This is a genomic window from Pseudomonas sivasensis (assembly GCF_013778505.1).
GTDB classification, from domain to species: Bacteria; Pseudomonadota; Gammaproteobacteria; order Pseudomonadales; family Pseudomonadaceae; genus Aquipseudomonas; species Aquipseudomonas sivasensis.
The window spans coordinates 75,025-93,869 of record NZ_JAAOWU010000021.1 but is presented as its reverse complement, the minus strand read 5'-3'; the positions used below and the strand labels follow the sequence as shown (position 1 = coordinate 93,869).

Sequence of the window (18,845 nt, the reverse complement as noted above, 5' to 3'; positions counted from 1 at the left end):
AGGCCATGGCCCGTATGCGTAACGCCCTGGACGAAATCGTGGTTGATGGCATCAAGACCAACATCCCGCTGCATCGGGACCTGGTTCGTGATGAAGGCTTCTGCGAAGGTGGTGTGAACATTCACTATCTGGAACACAAACTGGCGGATCAGCATGGGTGACAAGCCGTCAAAGTTGCTGAGTTCCTGTTAGAGAGTCAGCACCCAATGCTCCTCCGGTAACCTGAAGAGGCAAGCCAACATACGATTTCCAGGCGCCCCGTAAAAACGCCATAAGACACTACTCAAACGTACGGGATTACTCTGGTTTACAGTGGTTTTGCGCAGAAACGAAAAAAGACGCCGAAGCGTCCATTCCATAAATCACAGGCAAAAAAAAGCCACTCTATTGAGTGGCTTTTTCGTAATGCTTGGAGCGGGAAACGAGACTCGAACTCGCGACCCCGACCTTGGCAAGGTCGTGCTCTACCAACTGAGCTATTCCCGCTTGGTGATGCGCATTCTATAGAATCCTGAGCACCCGTCAACCTCTTGATTCAAAAAAGTTTTATTTCTTTTCAACAGTAGTGCGCAGATGTGGCCAGGCAGCGCGCAGATACTGGAGCATCGACCACAGGGTCAGACCGGCGGCGATAAGCAGCAAGGCGTAGCCCAGCAATACCCAAAAGGAGAAATCCGACGGGTTCGCCAGCAGGATGACCAGCGCGAGCATTTGCGCGGCAGTTTTCCATTTCCCCATGTTGGACACGGCTACGTGGGCGCGGGCGCCAATTTCGGCCATCCATTCGCGCAGAGCCGAAACGACGATCTCACGACCGATGATCACCGCGGCCGGCAGTGTCAGCCACAGATTACCGTGCTCTTGCACCAGCAGGACCAGAGCGACAGCCACCATCAGCTTGTCGGCCACGGGGTCCAGGAACGCGCCAAAAGGCGTGCTCTGCTCCAAGCGGCGGGCCAGGTAGCCGTCAAGCCAGTCGGTGGCAGCCGCAAAGGCGAACACCGAACTGGAGGCCAAGTAGCTCCATTCGTACGGCAGATAGAACAACAAAATGAAAATCGGGATAAGCAAGACGCGTAGAACGGTGATCAGATTAGGGATATTCATCGGCACAACTGGCTACGAGGTGGAAAGGCATTCTATTCGCTGTGCAGATTCGCATAAATCAGCTCAGCGAGCTTTTTACTGATACCGGGTGCTTTGGCTATCTCGTCAATGCTGGCACGGGACAGCTCCTGCAAGCCACCAAAATGTTTAAGCAAGTCGCGACGTCGCGTCGGGCCGACCCCGGCCACCCCTTCCAGAGTTGAGGTTCGCCGGGTTTTGCCACGGCGTGCGCGGTGGCCGGTAATGGCGAAACGGTGAGCTTCGTCGCGAATCTGTTGAATCAAATGCAGCGCGGGCGAATCGCCCTTCAAAGTGAACTCATGGGCGGCATCATTCAAGTACAACGTCTCGAAACCCGCTTTGCGTGTGGCCCCCTTGGCCACGCCGAGCAGGATCAGGTCAGGTACCGCCAGCTCGTTAAGCACGTCGCGGGCCATGGACAGTTGCCCCTTGCCGCCGTCGACCAGGAGGATATCCGGCAACTTGCCCTCCCCGTCCTTCAACTTACTGAAGCGGCGCGTGAGAGCCTGGTGCATGGCGGCGTAGTCATCGCCGGCGGTCACACCTTCGATGTTGTAGCGCCGGTAGTCGGACTTAATCGGCCCTTCCGGACCAAACACCACACAGGAGGCTACGGTGGCCTCGCCGCTGGAGTGGCTGATGTCGTAGCACTCCAGACGCTGTGGTGGCTCGTCCAGATTGAGGACTTCGGCCAGGGCGTCGAAACGTGCGGCCACATGCTGTCGGTTGGCCAGGCGCGCACTCAGGGCCTGCTCGGCATTGGTCACCGCCAATTGCTGCCAACGCGCGCGGGTGCCGCGTACGCGGTGGCTGATGTCCAGCTCGCGGCCACGCAGTTCGTGGATCGCCTCGATCAAGGTGGGGAAGTCTTCGTGCACTACGTTGACGATCAGCTCCGACGGCAGGTCGCGCTCAGGGCTGCTCACGTAGTACTGGCCCAGGAAGGCGGCCATGACTTCGGCTACTTCCTCGTCGATACCGGTCTGCGGGAAGAAGTTCTTGCTGCCGAGCACTCGCCCGCCGCGCACACTGATCAGGTGCACACAAGCGCCGCCCGGGTTGACGAAGGCCGCTATCACGTCAACGTCGCCGGTGCCACCTTCCATGCTTTGTTGGTCCTGGACACGGCGCAGCAAGGAGATCTGGTCGCGTAGCTCCGCAGCCCGCTCAAAATCCAAGGTACTCGCCGCCTGCTCCATGGCTGCCGATAGCTCATCGGTGAGCGCATTGCTGCGTCCTTCTAGGAACATCACCGAATGGCGCACATCCTCGGCGTACTCCGAGGGCTCCACCAGGCCCACACAGGGCGCCTTGCAGCGTTTGATCTGATATTGCAGGCAAGGCCGCGTGCGATTCTTGTAGAAACTGTCTTCACACTGGCGCACAAAAAAGGTTTTTTGCAGCAGGCTCAAGCTTTCACGAATTGCCCCAGCGCTGGGATAAGGCCCGAAGTATTTGCCCTTCGCCTTCTTCGCCCCGCGGTGAATGCTCAGGCGCGGGAAATTACCGTCCGATAAAAACACATAGGGGTAGGATTTATCGTCACGCAGCAGAATGTTGTAGGGCGGCCGCCATTCCTTGATCAGCGTCTGCTCAAGCAACAGCGCTTCGGTCTCATTGGCGGTGATGGTGGTTTCGACCTGGGCGATGCGCGCTACCAGGGCGGCAGTTTTCGGCGCGAGACCGCTCTTGCGAAAATAGCTCGCCAGACGATTTTTCAGGTTCTTGGCTTTGCCGACGTAAAGCAGGCGGGCCTCGCTGTCGAACATGCGGTACACGCCAGGGCGGCCACTGCAGGTTGAGAGAAAGGCACTCGGATCAAACGGTGTGGTCATGTCAGGCGCTGGCGTCCACCATGCCGTGGCGCACCGCGAGCAGGGTCAATTCAACATCACTGCTGATGGCGAGCTTCTCGAAAATGCGATAGCGGTAGGTATTAACGGTCTTGGGTGAGAGGCACAGTTTGTCGGAGATCGTCTGGACCTTCTGGCAACCGACGATCATCAAGGCGATCTGGATTTCCCGCTCCGACAGTGCATCAAACGGCGAGTCGCTGACAGGCTGGAAGGACTTGATGGCCAACTGCTGAGCAATCTGCGGGCTGATGTAGCGCTGGCCGGCAAACACCAGGCGAATGGCTTGGACCATTTCCGCCAAGCCTGCCCCTTTAGTGAGGTAACCCGCAGCACCAGCCTGCAGCAGACGTGTCGGGAACGGGTCTTCCTCGCACACAGTCACCACCACGACTTTGATGTCCGGATGGCTGCGCAGCAATTTGGTCGTTGCACCAAGACCGCCGATCCCAGGCATCTTGACGTCCATCAACACCACATCGGGTTTCAACTCCCGGGCCTTAATCAGGGATTCCTCCCCCGACTCGGCCTGGCCGACTACTTGCAGGCCATCGATGTCAGCCAGCATTCGTGTAATGCCTGTACGAACGAGATCATGGTCATCGACTACTAGCACCCTAATCAAGCAGACACCTCGCGAAATGGTCTTATAGGTTGCCGAACACCTTAGCAAAAAACCAAGGCGCAGACCTAGTTGCACGCGTCATATATATGGAGTTTGGTTAAGCGACGACCACCCGCCGGGAGGCGGATGGCTCAATTTGCTGGGCGAAGCGTCAGGAATCCTGGGGGTTTGGCTTGGCTTTTCCATTCATCGAGGATGAATGCTCGGCCAAAGTAGAGGTCAGGCGACGGATCGCAGCCTGGTCTTCCTTGAACATTGCGCGGTAATCCCCGAGTACCTTCTCTTCGATGTGGCTCAGGTTTTCCAATTGAATCGGCGTGGCTGCGCCAGTCAAAACGTACAGCACATCCACACCTCTCGCGGCGACGCGAGACAAGTAGTCCGCTTTAGGTGCACGTCCTCCACTTTCGTATTTACCTTGTGCGTTGGCTTCAACGCCTCCGATTTCACCAAATACTTTTTGCGACAGACCAAGTCGCTCCCTTTCTTGCCTCAAACGCAAACCGATTCCACTCATTTGGATGTATGATCCTGTTTGGCACACCCCAAGAGGTGACACTCTCATCCCTTATTTAAACAAACTTGAACGGTTTTGAACTATGCCCGGAATCCGTACCGCAGCACAAGCCAAGGCCTGGCTGGAACACCAAGGCAAGTCAGTTCAAGCGTTCGCTCGAGAACATGGCGTCGATCCGGCAACCACCTATCAAGTGCTCGCTGGGCGCAAAAAGGGACGGCGTGGGGAGGCCCACAAGGTAGCGGTCCTTTTGGGTATGAAAGAAGGGATTATCCTTTCTGAGGCTGATGGCCAAAACGCCGATCAGGAAGTCAACTCCTGAAGCCAGTATGCGCTTATTAGGATTGAACGCATGGTTTAGCTGCAGACACGCTCCATTCGCAAGAAGTAGTCTTCTTCGCCCACGATATTGAATCCCATACGCAGATAGAGTTTTTTGGCCGGATTCGTCTTGAACACGGTCAGGCGCAACAGGCCCAGCACCTGCGCCTTGAGCGTCATCTGCGCCAATACCCAACTCCCGGCGCCGATCCCGCGACAGTCTTCGAGCAGATGCAACTCCCGAATGTAGAGCGCCCGGCTATCACGGCTCAGACTGATAAACCCCAAAACGGTGTCGTCCCGGCAAATCAGCCAGTTTTCCCGACCTGCCCACGCGGTGTCGAAGCCATCGTTGGACCACCACAACCCGTACTGAACGTAATAGCGGGCCATGGCTTGTTGGGTCAGCGTTCGTGCAAAGGGCAGATCCTGGTCGGTCGCAGCGCGCAGGTGAAAGGCCATTTACAGAGCTATCACTTGGCTGGTCCAACGCTCGGCGTGGCGACTCGCGATCAGCAGCGCATTCCCTACCCCGGGCACAACAGCAAGCAAACTGCCATCGGCGGCCCAGATCGCACTGCGACCCGCGCAGGCCCAGCCACCCGAAGGCCCACCATGATTCGCCATCAACACCAGCAAGCCATATTCAGCGGCGTAGCCTTGGAGCAGCGCACTGTCAGTTGCGTAGCCGCCTTCACTGATCAGCACACCGGCGGCATAGACAGTGGCGCCCACTTGCGCCGCAGCACGCGGATGACTGGCGTGGGAAAAGTCTGCACACACCGCCAGTGAAATCCGGTCAGCCCCAAATTCAACAACAGCACCGCCCTGCCCTGGGACAAACGCGGCTTCTTCGCCGTCATGCAGATGTTGCTTGGTATAGACCGCCAGGGAGCCGTCCGCGCCCAGCACCAGAGCACCGATCAACACACCCGCCTCTGGCGCCAGTCGGATCGGCATACCCACCACCGCCGTCAGTCGCAGCTCCTGCGCCATTTCCCGCAAGGGCGCCAGCACCCGATCCTCTGGCGCAATCGCCAGTTCAGCAGCCAGCGACGGCTCATAGCCCGTCAACGACAGCTCGGGGAACACCAGCAATTGCACCCCCTGCTCCGCTGCAGCACGCATAAATGCCAGATGGCGTTCGATGTTGGCCGGCACATCGCCCGCAATGGAAATGGATTGAGCAGCAGCAAGGCTGAAGGCAGTCATGGTCGCGTCCAAGCAATCGGTATGTGAGTGTGACCAGCATATCGGCACTCACCCCATAGCCGTAAGTACCCCCACACAATAGAAATTACTGATTGAATCTCCCTGCTTGCCTCTAGTAAGCTCCGACCATCATTTGGAGACACACCATGTTGCAACTCACCCACACTCAGGTTTGCCCTGCTGCCAGCGCCCAGCGCTCGGTGTCGGCTACCCGTGTGAACGGTTCGAGCGCACTGGTCAGCTTTTATTTTGGGTATTGGTTTAGCCACTGGCGCGCCTGATACCTGAAATCGGCGCCCACTACTCAAGGGGTCGCCTACCAGAGAAATCTAACCCCCGGTCGGCTCCCCGACCGGGGGTTTTGTTTTTCAGGCCTCCATACACTTTTCAACTTGGTCAAGAACACTTAAAGGAATCACGACATGAACTACGCCACCTATTACCGCTACGACACTTGCACTGCATGGCGATTTAGCAAGCTCCGCTCGGGACAGCCTGCCGCCTCCGATCGGTCACCTATTGGTGGCAAGCCAACACACGTAGCCGATACGGCCAATTGTCGAACACCCCAGTAGGCCAAGCGCGCGGGAATAGCCCGCCGCTTGACCAGGAAGCAATGAATATGAACTCCTCCGTCGCCGCTCTACCCGTTGCCGCTCTGACTTGCGCCAATGAAACCCTGACCCAGCGTCTGCCCAGCTCCCTTGAGCTCAAGCACCAACTGCCCCTCAGCCCGTTCCTCACTGAACAGATCCACGCCCATCGCCAAGCCGTGCGCGCCATCCTCAATGGCGAAGATTCCCGCTTGCTGGTGATCGTCGGCCCATGCTCGATCCACGACCCGGAATCGGCCATGGAATACGCCCGCAACCTGAAGAAACTGGCCCTTGAGGTCAGTGACCAGATGTTGCTGGTGATCCGCGCCTACGTCGAAAAACCACGCACGACGATCGGCTGGAAAGGCCTGGCCTACGATCCTCGCCTGGATGGCAGTGATGACATGGCCACCGGTTTAACCCTGTCACGCGAACTGATGCGCGAGATGCTACGCCTGGGCCTGCCCGTCGCCACTGAACTGCTGCAACCCATGGCCGCCGGCTACTTCGATGACCTGCTCAGCTGGGTGGCGATTGGCGCGCGCACCACGGAATCGCAGATCCACCGCGAAATGGCCAGCGGCCTGGGCATGCCCGTGGGCTTCAAGAACGGCACCGACGGCGGCGTCGCGATTGCCTGTGACGCCATGCGTTCGGCGTCCCATCCGCACCGTCACTTCGGCGTCGACAGCCAGGGCCACCCGGCCATCATTCAGACCTCAGGTAACCCCGATACCCACCTGGTGCTGCGCGGTGGTCACCGTGGGCCGAACTACGATGCTCAGAGCGTGGCAGAGGTGAAGCACGGCCTGACCCAATCCAAGGTCATGCCACGGATCATGGTCGATTGCAGCCACGCTAACAGCGGCAAGGATCCACTGCGTCAGCCGGCCGTCTTCAATGACGTGCTGGAGCAACGCTTGCAGGGTGACACCTCGCTGATCGGCATGATGCTCGAAAGCCATTTGTTCGAAGGCTGCCAGCCGTTGAGCCCTTCGATGAAATACGGTGTGTCAGTGACAGACGGCTGCCTGGGCTGGACCTCCACCGAGCAGTTGTTGCGAGCGGCTGCCGAGCGCCTGCGCGCTTAAGATTGATCGTTCAAGGCGCTGCTACAGTGGGTACAGCGCCTCATGCCCCAGCCCCCACACACTTGCCATTCGTGACATTCAGTCAAGAGTCCTTTTCGGATTCGACTGTGTTTGCGAAGGAACGACGAGGGGATACTTGACTCCATTGCCTACAACCCTAATGGAGTTACTGATGTCTATCCTCACGCAAAAAGTCCCCGCCTTCGGCCTCGGCACCTTTCGCCTGCAAGGCCAAGTGGTGATCGACTCCGTCAGCACCGGCCTTGAACTGGGCTACCGCGCCATCGACACCGCGCAAATCTACGAGAACGAAGCAGACGTCGGCCAAGCTATCGCCGACAGTGGCATCCCAAGGGATGAGCTGTTTATCACCAGCAAGATCTGGATCGCCAATTTCGCCGAAGGCCAACTGATCCCAAGCCTCAAGGAAAGCCTGCGCAAGCTCAAGACCGATTACCTGGACCTGACCCTGATCCACTGGCCATCGCCGGAAGACCAAGTGCCCGTCGCCGAGTTCATGGGGCAGTTGCTGGAAGCCAAACGCATGGGCCTGACGCGCCAGATTGGTATTTCCAACTTCACCATCGACCTGATGAAGCAGGCCATCGCAGCCGTGGGCGCCGAGCACATCGCTACCAACCAAATCGAACTGCACCCCTACCTGCAAAACCAGCACGTCGTGGATTTTGCCACCGCCAACGGTATCCAGATCACCTCATACATGACTCTGGCTTACGGCGAAGTGCTCAAAGATCCCGTGATCCAGCAGATCGCGGAGCACCACGAAGCCACCCCGGCACAAGTCGCCCTGGCCTGGGCCATGCAGTTGGGTTACGCGGTCATCCCATCGTCAACCAACCACGCCAATCTGGAAAGCAACCTCAAGGCCATGCAGCTGACCTTGAGCCCTGCCGATATGGCGCAGATTGCCGGGCTGGAACGTGGCCACCGCTTGACCAGCCCCAAGGGCATCGCGCCGAAGTGGGACTAAACCCCCGCCACCGTTTTGCGCGATAATTCGCGCAGCCACGGCAACACCCGCAGGCCGACCGTGGCCTCGGGTGGGTCGATAATGTCCATGAAATGTTCGAGATTAACGTTGTCCGGCACACCGGGAAGCCGTACCACCACCGCCGATGTTGCGCCGCAGGGTGCCCCCAAATCCAGGTGATCGTAGACCAGTACATGGCGCACCTGGGGCTGGGGCCCGCAGCCATGGGTTATCAAACCCGCGCTGATAATCAGCACGTCAAAGGGTTCGGCTGGGATAGCCGTGAGTATCTGGACTTCTTCGAAGGTTTGTACCGGCACGATCCGGTGGTACCCCAACTGATTGAGCATTTTTTCGATGTACAACCGTTGCAGGTGTTGTTCATCAGCAATCAGGATGGTCAGTGCTTTGTTCGGCATGGCAAACACCTGGGCAGGCAGCGCTCGTCAGTGAGCGCCGCCTATTTTCCAGACATATCCCGAAGACAAAATCAGGCATATTCCCGCTTCGCGTAGGAGTTCTCCCAAATCAACCGAATGGCCCTCCTCCTCAGTCAAGCCTGATTGCCATAACGACTCAGGCTGTGCTGCAACTGTTCGATGGCCGCGTCTACGGACTCAACTGCAGCGTCCAACGCCCCCCTATCACGCCGCTCACATGCGCCCTCCAAGGTCTCGCAGCAGGAGGTCAGCACTTCAGCCTTGACCAAGCGCGCGCCTCCTTTGACACGATGAGCCAGGTCGTGAAGCTTGGCGAAAGCGCCTTGCCCTTTCAGCGTCGACAGCAAAGCACGGTCCTCTTCGAGGCTGTCCAGCAAAGGCGTCAGCAGCTCGCTGAGAGCATCGTCATCGCCCTGCGTCAGCGTGAGCAGCGGGCTTAAATCAAACGCTGCTCCGGCGTTATCCGTGGCGACTCCGGCGGTCCGTGATGCCAAGGCCAAGCGCAAGTCCTCAAGGCCGGTAGGTTTAAACAGGCAACCGTCCATGCCTGCTTGCCGGCAGCGTTCAGCCTCTTGCGGCAGTGCGTTGGCGGTGAACCCAAGTAACAGGCACGGCGTCAACCCAAGCTGGTGCTCTTGTGCACGAATGTCACGCGCCAACGCGTAACCGTCCTTGAAGGGCATATTGCAATCGGTGATCACGCCATCAAAATGTCCGGCCTGCCACAGTGCAAATCCTTGTGCACCGTCCTCTGCCGAAGTGATGCGATGCCCCAGAAAACTCAGTTGTCGAGCCAGTAACAAGCGGTTGGCTGGGTAATCATCCACCACCAGAATGTTTAACCCACGGGCAGGCGGTATATGCGGGACCGGTGCAGAGACCGGCAGGGCGGTGGTCATCGCAAGCGCCAATGTCACGTCCACTCGCGTGCCCTTGCCCAGCACGCTACTCAAATGCAGTTGACCGCCCATCATCTCGCACAGGTTACGGCTGATCACCAACCCCAGACCCGACCCACTTCGCCCTGGCTGCTCATTATTACTGCATTGGATAAAGGGGTTGAACAAGCGCTGCTGGTCTTCGGCGCTGATGCCAATGCCCGAATCCTCCACCCACAACCGCACGTTCAGTTGGTCACTGTCCAACACAGGTACGCCCTGGGCGCCCAGCGACACTTGACCGGAGGCGGTGAACTTGATCGCATTGCCCAATAAATTGGACACCACCTGCTTGAAGCGCAGCGGGTCGACGATCACGGGTCGATCTATCAAAGGGTCAAGTTCCACTCGCAGCAACAGGCCCTTGTCCCTCGCCAACCCCTCAAACACCCGCGCCACGGAGGCCAACAGTTCGTGCAGATTGGCTGGCTCCAGGCTAAGGGAAAGGTGGCCGGATTCGATCCGTGCAATGTCGAGAATATCGCCGATCAACTCCAGCATGCCCCGGGACGCCACCGACGCGACCTCCAGCGCATCCCGGTCAGCCCTGCCCTGTTCGGCATTCTTCAGCGCCAGCTCGATCATGCCGATCACTGCGTTCATGGGAGTGCGGATTTCATGACTCATGGTCGCCAGGAACGTAGTCTTGGCACGATTGGCCGCGTCAGCCTCCTCCTTCGCTTCCTGCAACTGGCGCAACAAGCGCTGGCGCTCGCTGACATCCACCCAGCCCGCAATCATGCCCACGACACTGCCATTGCTATCGCGGTACGGGAGCATCCACTGGTAAATGGTCAGAACGCCACCACCCGGCACCTTGAGCACGCGGTCATGGATCTGCGGCTCACCCAACTCCATCAAACGCAAATAATCGGCATGAAACGAACGAGCCTGGGGCGGGTTACCTGTATCGGTTTCCACCACTGTTTTACCGATGACGTCTTCCAACTTGAACCCGAATACATCGAGATAGGCGTTATTGCAGGCCATCAAGCGACCCAGGCGATCACGCACATAAATGGGGTGCGGCGTGCCATCAATCAGCACACTCATAAAACGCATCTGGTCGCTCAAAGCACGTTCGGCCTGGGCGCGTTTGCGAATCAGATTACGCAGGTAGAACACCCAGCCCAGCGTCACCAGCAACAGCAGCGCGGCTAAGCCGAACCCTTGGATAATCATATTGCGGTGACGCATCCAGTAGTTGTCTTCGATGATGATCTCGCTGCGCCAATGGTTGGTCAGCTCATCCATTTCTTCGGGTGAAATGCTCAACAATGCCTTGTCGAGGATCGAGTACAACTCCAGTTCGCTGCGGTTGACTCCAAACGTAATCCGCGCAGGCTCCCTCCCGACCGTACTGGTGATACGCAAACGTTTAAGGTAATGGCGCGCGATCATGTAGCGCGCGCTGATCAGCGAAACCGCCGTCGCATCGACGCTGCCATTCGCCACCCATTCCATTGCCTGCTCAGGGTTCTGCGCGTCGACAAACCCGATATTGGGATAGTCCTTGGCGATTTGTGCGACCAGGCTGTCGCCGCTAACGATTGCCAGGCGCTTGCCGGGCATATCTTCCAGGGTCACCAGTTGCTCGTCGTCGGCACGCACCACCAATACATAGGGGTTGGACAGGTAAGGTCGGGTAAAACGGATCTTTTCGGACCGCTCGGCACTCGGGGTGACGACCGCCAGCATGTCCACACGACCCGCGCTGGCCTGATCAATTTGCGCGGGCAGCGAACTGCCGCGCTCTACATCGAACTTCAAGCCTGTGCGCAAACTGATGCGCGACAGTACTTCGGCGCTCAAGCCTTCGAATTGCCCCTGCCCGTTGAAAAAAGACAGCGGCACAAACTTGTCGAGCACCGCGATTTTCACCCGAGGGTTCTTCTCCAGCCAGCGTTGCTCGCTTTCACTCAAGCGCAGCTGATCCGCCTCCAGAAACCCGCTGCCACCGGCACTCCAACGACGTAGGATTTCCAGCTGCTGGCTGGCCGGAACGTCGGCCAAAGCAGCGTTGATGATGCCCAACAGGCGTGTATTGTCCTTGGCGAATGCGAACCCGAAAGGGTTGACCTCCAGTGCGGAAAAATCCGCCATGCGCACGTTGTTGAGGTGGTTCTTGTTGATCAGATAACGAGTGCTAATAGCGTCCCCCAGGTACACATCGGCCTGGCCGAACGCGACAGCACCTATGGCTTCGAAGGCCGAGGCAAATAAGAGCAACTGTGCATTGGGATAAAACGTCTGAACGGCGTCGGGCTGCATGTAGTGGTAGAGCATCGCCACGCGCTTACCCGAAAGGTCAGCTTTCAGCGCCTGGCTTTCCCCTGCGCGCGTTACCAGCGCAGGTTGGTCATTGGCGTAAGAACGGGACAGTACCAACTCCGAGTCAGCCGCCTCATAGCCATTGGCCGACCCCACAAAATCTACCTCGCCGGCCTTGAGGGCATCGATCACCTCATCGCGGGTGTCGTACCGCTTCACGTCGATCGAGACATTCAGTGCCTGGGCGACCAGTGCCGCATAGTCTGCGGTAATGCCCTCCAATTCATCGTTGTTGCTGCTCAGGTCAAAGGGGGCGAAATCAGGGGCCGACACGCCCATCGACAGCGTGCGCCGCTCGCGCAGCCAGCGCCAGTCGGCCTCGTCCAACACTACAGAAGGGTTTGCAAAAGTGGAGTGACCCAGCAGTCTCAGGTCGCGGGGTGCTTCGATGGCCATCGCCGCCCAAGGCAACAGCCCCATCAGCAGGATGGCCGCGTGTTTCGCCAGCCGGGAGGTAATCATTTCAGATCAGATGATTGCGCTGGGCAAACTTGGACAGATGAACCACCGAGGACATGCGCAACTTCTCCTTGAGCCGCGTTTTGTAGGTACTGATGGTCTTATGGCTCAACAGCATGTCCTCGGCGATCTCCTTGTTACCCAGGCCCAGCGCCAGCTTTTGCAACACCGTCAATTCGCGGTCAGACAGCGCCGCCACCAACTCCTGCTCAGTGGACTGCAAATCGTCGCGACGCACCGAACTGGTGGGCAGGCTGGGGAAGCAACTGTAGCCAGACCTGATCGCCCTGATCGCCTTCTGCAGCTCATCAAGTTCACCTGTCTTGGCGACAAACCCCATCGCACCAGCGCGCATGCAACGAGTCGAAAAGAACACCGCCAGATAAGAGGTCAGCACCAGGATCCTGCAAGGCAGCTCCAGCGCCTTGATCCGGCTGATCACCTCCAACCCACCGAGCTTAGGCATCGCCAGGTCAAGAATGATTAGGTCAGGGCGGGTTTCGCGAGCAATCTGCATGGCGTCAGCGCCGTTACCCGCCTGGTAGATTTTGTCGAAGCCCTCCTGCTTCAGCAGATATTTGACGGTGGCGCGTATAAAAGGGTGGTCATCCACTATTAAAGCTTTGTTGCTCATAAGACTCCCCTGAGAAGATCAGTACGCTTACATATCACGCGAGACCCAACTACCTGTGAAAAGTAACAGTTCCGACAAACGGTGCTGATTACTCCCTACGACAACTCAGGCAGTAAAGGCCCCTCCTTTTGAAAAAAACAGTAAACACGTAAAGCCGCGCCTTGATTCCTGAGCAGGCGCAAGCGCGCAACCTTAACAACCGACTGTTTTTTCCAATGAAGGGATAATCTCGACTAAATGTAGGACTTTTCCTCGGCACAGCAAGGTTGAGTCATCGAACGTTACTCGGTGGTACTCGGGCTCCAGAAGGCCTGTACCACCAGCGTCGACCTGGAAATCCGCACCACCAGGGCGTCCAACTCGTCACCGTCGACCGACGTCACCGCCAGTGTGGCTTCGATTTCCACCTCCTCGGTGCCGAACGGACGCACGTCGACATCACTGGCAGGGTAGTTACAGCGCGCGAGTTCGGATTCCAGCAACGCCAATACCGCGGTTTGCTGGGTACGTCGGGCAATCACATACAGGATGTTGGTGACTTCCGCCGACACCACATCCAGCGGCTGGCGGTTGATGTTATTGACGATTGGCCGCAGCAAGGTATTGGCCGCCAGCACAAACAGCGTGCCCAGCAACGCTTCGAGCACCAGGTCGGCACCGGCACACGCCCCCACGGCCGCCGACGCCCACAGCGTGGCGGCGGTATTGAGGCCACGCACATTGCCTTCTTCGCGCATGATCACGCCGGCACCAAGAAAGCCGATGCCCGACACCACATACGCAACCACTCGCACCGCGCCTTCCGCGCCACCGAGTCGGTTGGCCATGTCGACAAAAATCGCTGCCCCCACCGCCACCAGCACATTGGTGCGCAGGCCCGCCGTGCGCTGCCGGTACTGGCGCTCGAAACCGATCAGGCCACCGAGGATAAACGCGGCGGTGAGGCTGACCAGGGTGTCAATCAGGGAGTTGAGGTTGATGTTGTTGATTGCTTGCATAGGAGAGCTTCCCTATTCATTGCCAGCCAAACTTACGGATGTAGTAGCCCTTCACCGCTTGGGTCAGCGCCATGTACGCCAGCAGGATCACCGGCAAAAACACAAAGTACAGCGACGGCAGCGCCTGTAATTTGAAGTAGTGCGCCAGCGGGCCCATTGGCAGGAAGATCCCCACGGCCATGATCACGCCCGTCATCACCATCAACGGCATCGCCGCACGGCTTTGCAGGAACGGGATTTTCGGGGTGCGAATCATGTGCACGATCAGCGTCTGGGTCAGCAGCCCCACCACAAACCAGCCCGACTGGAACAGCGTCTGATGGTCTGGTGTGTTGGCATCGAACACGTACCACATGAGTGCGAACGTGGTGATGTCAAAGATCGAACTGATAGGCCCGAAAAACAGCATGAAGCGCCCCACATCCCCCGGCTGCCAGCGTTGCGGCTTGGCCAGCATCTCGTCATCGACGTGGTCGAACGGGATCGCAATCTGGGAAATGTCATACAGCAGGTTTTGCACGAGCAGGTGCATCGGCAGCATCGGCAGAAACGGGATAAACGCACTCGCCACCAGCACCGAGAACACGTTGCCGAAGTTGGAGCTGGCGGTCATTTTGATGTACTTGAGCATGTTGGCAAAAGTGCGGCGGCCCTCCAGCACGCCCTCCTCCAGGACCATCAGGCTCTTTTCCAACAGGATGATGTCGGCCGCTTCCTTGGCGATGTCCACCGCGCTGTCCACCGAAATACCGATGTCCGCCGTGCGCAGCGCCGGTGCATCGTTGATGCCGTCGCCCATGAAACCCACCACATGCCCGTTGGCCTTGAGCAGGCGCACAATGCGCTCCTTATGGCTGGGCGTCAGCTTGGCGAACACATTGGTGGTTTCCACGGCCCTGGCCAACTCAGCGTCGGTCATGTCTTCGATGTCGTTGCCCATCAACAGACCTTGTTGCTCCAATCCCACTTCGCGGCAGATTTTTGCAGTGACCAGCTCGTTATCACCGGTCAGTACTTTGACCGCAACACCGTGGGCTTTCAGGGCTTTCAGCGCAGGCGCGGTGCTTTCCTTGGGCGGGTCGAGGAAGGCCACATAGCCGATCAATGTCAGGTTGTTCTCATCTGCCAAGCTGTAGGTGTCGCGCCCAGGTTCCATCGGTTGCGCAGCCACGGCCACCACACGCAGGCCTTCTTCGTTGAACGCTGCGGTCACTTGGCGAATGCGCGCCAACAGCTCATCGGTGAGTGCTTCATTGGTATCGCCATGGCGCACGCTGTTGCACACCGAGAGGATCTCTTCCACGGCGCCCTTGCAGATCAGCAGGTGCGGCAAGCCTTGCTCGGCGACGACCACCGACATACGGCGGCGGTTGAAGTCGAATGGGATCTCGTCGACCTTATGGAAGGCGGTGCCGACTTTAAGCTCGCGATGCACCTCCACATGTTCCAGCACCGCCACGTCCAGCAGGTTCTTCAGGCCAGTCTGGTAGTAGCTGTTGAGGTAGGCCATTTCCAATACGTCGTCGGATTCTTCACCCCACACATCCACATGGCGCGCCAGGAAAATCTTGTCCTGGGTCAGGGTGCCGGTCTTGTCAGTGCACAGCACGTCCATCGCGCCGAAGTTCTGGATCGCGTCCAGGCGCTTGACGATGACCTTCTTGCGCGACAAAAACACCGCGCCCTTGGCCAGGGTGGACGTGACGATCATCGGCAGCATTTCAGGGGTCAGCCCCACGGCAATCGACAGCGCGAACAGCAGCGCCTCGGTCCAGTCGCCCTTGGTGAAGCCGTTGATAAACAGCACCAACGGCGCCATCACAAACATAAAGCGGATCAGCAACCAACTGACTTTGTTCACCCCATGCTGGAACGAGGTGGTAGCGCGATCAGTGGCGGTCACGCGCTGGGCCAGGGCACCGAAGTAGGTGTTGTTGCCGGTGGTCAGGATCACCGCCGTCGCCGCACCGGACACCACGTTGGTGCCCATGAACAGGATGTTGTCCAGATCCAGAGGATTGCGGGTATTGGCGTCCTGATGCTGGGCGAACTTCTCCACCGGCATCGACTCACCGGTCATCGCCGCCTGGCTCACAAACAGGTCCTTGGCACTGAGCACGCGGCAATCGGCGGGAATCATGTCGCCGGCCGACAGCACGATCAGGTCGCCGGGCACCAACTGCTTGATCGGCAACTCGACGCGCTTGGCCTCATCACGACGCAGCACCGTGGCGGTGTTGCTGACCATGGCTTTCAAGGCATCGGCAGCCTTGTTCGACTTGGCCTCCTGCCAGAAACGCAGCAGCGTCGAGAGCACCACCATGGAGAAAATCACCGTGGCGGCCTTCATGTCTTCGGTCAGCCAGGAGATCACCGCCAGCAAGGTCAGCAACAGGTTGAAGGGGTTTTTGTAGCAGTGCCACAGATGCACCCACCACGGCAGCGGCTGCTCGTGCTCGACTTCATTGAGGCCGTGTTGCACACGCAGGGCATCGGCTTCCTGGGTGTTCAAGCCCTCGGCATGACTGCCCAACGTGCCGAGCAATTGCGTGGTGCTGCTGTTGGCTGCGGCCACCAGGGTTTGCGCCAGGGTCGGCGGCACTTCGCGGCTGACGCTGGCGTCGGTGACGGTTTCGAGCATGGCCAGGCGACGGAAGTGCCGGGCGATGTGCCGGGTCCGCAGGAAGCCGGCGAAGAACTCTTTCAACAGAGTGAGGTTCATGGTGTTACTCCTGCGCGAGGAAAAACCGTCGTGCAGGTACTGCCGCTGCGCACCACGCCTGTCAGACAGGCGCAGTCAGCTTGGCCCGCCCGCCGCAAAAGGCAGGCGCGTCCGTAGCATCCTGAGGTCACTCAGGTGCTGGTCAGCGTCGATGAAAGAGGATCGAGACAGCACCAGAACTGGCCGCTGTCGGGATGCCGCTTCTCGCTTTGATGGCGAGACAACGGCATCGGATAAATGCGCGTTACCTTGCCAAGCCTATGCCGGTTACCGAAACCGGCCGACTACTGTCACTCGAACAAGTACCCACTGAGGGTCTCCGCTATTGATGAAAACGCGCGAAGCTTACGCCCCGACTTCAGGAGAGTAAACCGTAGGAAAGTTTCCGCATGATGAATAAGAAGATTCTTCAGGATGGGTTCAGGTAGGCGTTTTCCTGAGCTCACTGAGGATCAAAATGTGGGAGGGCGCGATCCTGGGCAACCAATGCCAGATACCCATCAAGCTGCCCTTCGGCCAGAACCTTGACCTGGATCGACACATGGTTCACCTGGCGGCCCATCCTGATTCCCTCGCGGGTGCGCACCTCGACATAGCCGAGCTTCGGCCAGAAACGCTCGGCCTTGGAATTGCCAACAACCACTGTCAGCCGCAGCCACCGAGCGCCATTTTCGATCGCCCACGCTTGAAGATCCGCATGCACCTGCTGCGCCAGTCCAGTGCCATGAAAACGGGCATCCACCAGCAGCAGACCGATATGCCATACGCCATCTGCGAGCAAATCGGCCGCAATATTCACCACGGCGACCAGTTGCCCGTCCGCACCGCGATAACCCAACCAGTAGATCCGGCTGCAACGCCAGCCCGGGGGAAGCTGGTTCTGCAACGCTTCGTGCGCTTCGGTTGGCCTGGCAGGCTCGCCGTTAACCGCCATGAAGTAATCCGGCGCCCGCTCAAAAAAACGCTGGAGCTCAGCCTCATCGCCGGCCCCCAGTTCAACTATATAAACGTCCTTGATGGTGCAGTTGATATCCATATCGCTCGACTCTTCTCATTCATCCCGCGTCAGTACTTCCAACAACTCGATCTCAAAGCGCAGATTGCTGTTGGGCTTGATATGCGCGCCCATGGAGCGCTCGCCATAAGCCAGATGCGCCGGCACGTGCAACGTACGCACACCACCCACCTGCATGCCCATCAAGCCCTGGTCCCAACCTTTGATGACACGACCGGTACCGATCACACACTGGAACGGCTTGCCCCGCTCCCAAGACGAATCGAACACCGTGCCATCTTCCAAGGTGCCTGTGTATTGAGTGGTGATCAGCGCGCCCTTGACGACGGCTTTGCCGGTGCCAGGCCGGGTGTCGGTGATCTGGAGTTCGTTGTTGCTCATGGGGGTTCTCGTTGAAGGCGTAGAGGGTGGGTTTTTCCCAGAATTGGGTGGGATTGGCAAGTGCAAGAGAACCACTGAACGCCCGCATGTTCTGCGTGGGAACCATTTAGATCTGGGGTTAAACCCATGGACCAAATCGTCCTCGCCCGCCCCAGAACTGCAATTTTTCACCACCACCCCAGACCTCAGCTTCGAAAACGCCCTGACCCACGCCAGCAATGTGCTGCGTTGCGCCACCGTTGCAGCACAGAAGGCTGGTGATCAACTGGACGGTACTCACAAACGCTGATGCTTTCCGCCATGCACCCGGCGGACATGGCCAGTGTGATGGTGGATCGGTCACTGGAGTGTATGCAGCCGCGCTAAAGGCACAATCGGCCTCCGTGGAGAGGGAGTTTGCTCCCTCTCCACAAAAAGCCTTTGCGCCAACGTACTCCGCGTCGTGCGGATCAGTTGCTTGGCTACAACCGTTCTCCCTTCAAGGACTTATTCCTCGGAGTGGGGTTTCAGCACAGACCGCTAAATCAGAGTTAGAGAACTTAACTACAACGCAGCAGGAACCATCCGACTTTTCTCCAAACATCTCATCGCCT

The 18,845-nt window shown here is 58.4% G+C and carries 17 protein-coding genes, 1 tRNA gene and 1 pseudogene; 5 read left to right on the top strand and 14 right to left on the bottom strand.

The window, feature by feature from the left end:
* Positions 1-161: pseudogene (locus tag G9Q84_RS25580) on the top strand (acetyl-CoA carboxylase biotin carboxylase subunit); the annotation flags it as partial.
* Positions 162-410: 249 nt separating this feature from the next.
* Here the strand turns inward: G9Q84_RS25580 and G9Q84_RS25575 are convergent.
* From G9Q84_RS25575 to G9Q84_RS25555, 5 genes are all read right to left on the bottom strand, one after another.
* Positions 411-486, bottom strand: a tRNA-Gly gene (locus G9Q84_RS25575).
* A 60-nt stretch (positions 487-546) separates the two neighbouring features.
* The gene (pgsA, locus tag G9Q84_RS25570) at positions 547-1,107 is read right to left on the bottom strand and encodes a CDP-diacylglycerol--glycerol-3-phosphate 3-phosphatidyltransferase (RefSeq protein WP_032886611.1); all 561 of its coding nucleotides are present in this window, start codon (positions 1,105-1,107) and stop codon (positions 547-549) included.
* 32 nt (positions 1,108-1,139) lie between these two features.
* Complete coding sequence (gene uvrC, locus G9Q84_RS25565) at positions 1,140-2,963, bottom strand: excinuclease ABC subunit UvrC (protein WP_095186526.1); 1,824 nt, start codon at positions 2,961-2,963, stop codon at positions 1,140-1,142.
* 1 nt (position 2,964) lies between these two features.
* Positions 2,965-3,606, bottom strand: a complete 642-nt coding sequence (gacA, locus tag G9Q84_RS25560) for a response regulator transcription factor GacA (protein WP_032886613.1) — start codon at positions 3,604-3,606, stop codon at positions 2,965-2,967.
* Between the two features lie 151 nt (positions 3,607-3,757).
* The gene (locus G9Q84_RS25555) at positions 3,758-4,123 is read right to left on the bottom strand and encodes a helix-turn-helix domain-containing protein (RefSeq protein ID WP_032886614.1); all 366 of its coding nucleotides are present in this window, start codon (positions 4,121-4,123) and stop codon (positions 3,758-3,760) included.
* Between the two features lie 82 nt (positions 4,124-4,205).
* Between G9Q84_RS25555 and G9Q84_RS25550 the strand changes: the two genes are divergently transcribed.
* A complete protein-coding gene (locus tag G9Q84_RS25550) occupies positions 4,206-4,445 on the top strand; it encodes a DNA-binding protein (protein ID WP_032886615.1) in 240 nt (79 codons plus the stop codon).
* Positions 4,446-4,480: 35 nt separating this feature from the next.
* Here G9Q84_RS25550 and G9Q84_RS25545 read toward each other — a convergent pair whose 3' ends face one another.
* Together G9Q84_RS25545 and G9Q84_RS25540 are read right to left on the bottom strand one after the other, a co-directional pair.
* Positions 4,481-4,906, bottom strand: coding sequence for a GNAT family N-acetyltransferase (locus tag G9Q84_RS25545; protein ID WP_122681482.1), 426 nt, complete (start codon positions 4,904-4,906; stop codon positions 4,481-4,483).
* Positions 4,907-5,656 (bottom strand): carbon-nitrogen hydrolase family protein, encoded by a 750-nt coding sequence (locus G9Q84_RS25540; RefSeq protein WP_032886618.1) that lies wholly within the window; start codon positions 5,654-5,656, stop codon positions 4,907-4,909. It abuts the gene before it with no gap.
* Between the two features lie 146 nt (positions 5,657-5,802).
* Here G9Q84_RS25540 and G9Q84_RS29565 point away from each other — a divergent pair, with 146 nt between their 5' ends.
* The 3 genes from G9Q84_RS29565 to dkgB all read left to right on the top strand — a co-directional run bounded on the left by G9Q84_RS29565 (position 5,803) and on the right by dkgB (position 8,334).
* Positions 5,803-5,937 (top strand): hypothetical protein, encoded by a 135-nt coding sequence (locus G9Q84_RS29565; protein ID WP_256585361.1) that lies wholly within the window; start codon positions 5,803-5,805, stop codon positions 5,935-5,937.
* 341 nt (positions 5,938-6,278) lie between these two features.
* Positions 6,279-7,343 (top strand): 3-deoxy-7-phosphoheptulonate synthase, encoded by a 1,065-nt coding sequence (locus G9Q84_RS25535; protein ID WP_181644286.1) that lies wholly within the window; start codon positions 6,279-6,281, stop codon positions 7,341-7,343.
* Positions 7,344-7,515: 172 nt separating this feature from the next.
* Positions 7,516-8,334, top strand: coding sequence for a 2,5-didehydrogluconate reductase DkgB (dkgB, locus tag G9Q84_RS25530; protein WP_181644285.1), 819 nt, complete (start codon positions 7,516-7,518; stop codon positions 8,332-8,334).
* Here the strand turns inward: dkgB and G9Q84_RS25525 are convergent.
* From G9Q84_RS25525 to G9Q84_RS25495, 7 genes are all read right to left on the bottom strand, one after another.
* The gene (locus G9Q84_RS25525; protein ID WP_032886621.1) at positions 8,331-8,753 is read right to left on the bottom strand and encodes an ANTAR domain-containing protein; all 423 of its coding nucleotides are present in this window, start codon (positions 8,751-8,753) and stop codon (positions 8,331-8,333) included. The genes dkgB and G9Q84_RS25525 overlap by 4 nt on opposite strands.
* A gap of 134 nt (positions 8,754-8,887) precedes the next feature.
* On the bottom strand, positions 8,888-12,505 hold the full coding sequence (locus tag G9Q84_RS25520) for a transporter substrate-binding domain-containing protein (protein ID WP_181644284.1): 3,618 nt from the start codon (positions 12,503-12,505) through the stop codon (positions 8,888-8,890).
* Between the two features lies 1 nt (position 12,506).
* Positions 12,507-13,136, bottom strand: coding sequence for a response regulator transcription factor (locus G9Q84_RS25515; protein WP_032886624.1), 630 nt, complete (start codon positions 13,134-13,136; stop codon positions 12,507-12,509).
* A gap of 281 nt (positions 13,137-13,417) precedes the next feature.
* Positions 13,418-14,134: an MgtC/SapB family protein gene (locus G9Q84_RS25510; RefSeq protein ID WP_032886625.1), complete on the bottom strand. Its 717-nt coding sequence runs from the start codon at positions 14,132-14,134 to the stop codon at positions 13,418-13,420.
* A 16-nt stretch (positions 14,135-14,150) separates the two neighbouring features.
* Positions 14,151-16,856, bottom strand: coding sequence for a magnesium-translocating P-type ATPase (mgtA, locus tag G9Q84_RS25505; RefSeq protein WP_095186521.1), 2,706 nt, complete (start codon positions 16,854-16,856; stop codon positions 14,151-14,153).
* Between the two features lie 442 nt (positions 16,857-17,298).
* Positions 17,299-17,892 carry a GNAT family N-acetyltransferase gene (locus tag G9Q84_RS25500; protein WP_181644283.1) on the bottom strand — a complete coding sequence of 198 codons (594 nt, stop codon included), beginning with the start codon at positions 17,890-17,892 and terminating at the stop codon, positions 17,299-17,301.
* 15 nt (positions 17,893-17,907) lie between these two features.
* Positions 17,908-18,252, bottom strand: coding sequence for an FKBP-type peptidyl-prolyl cis-trans isomerase (locus G9Q84_RS25495; protein ID WP_181644282.1), 345 nt, complete (start codon positions 18,250-18,252; stop codon positions 17,908-17,910).
* Positions 18,253-18,845 lie beyond the last annotated feature (593 nt).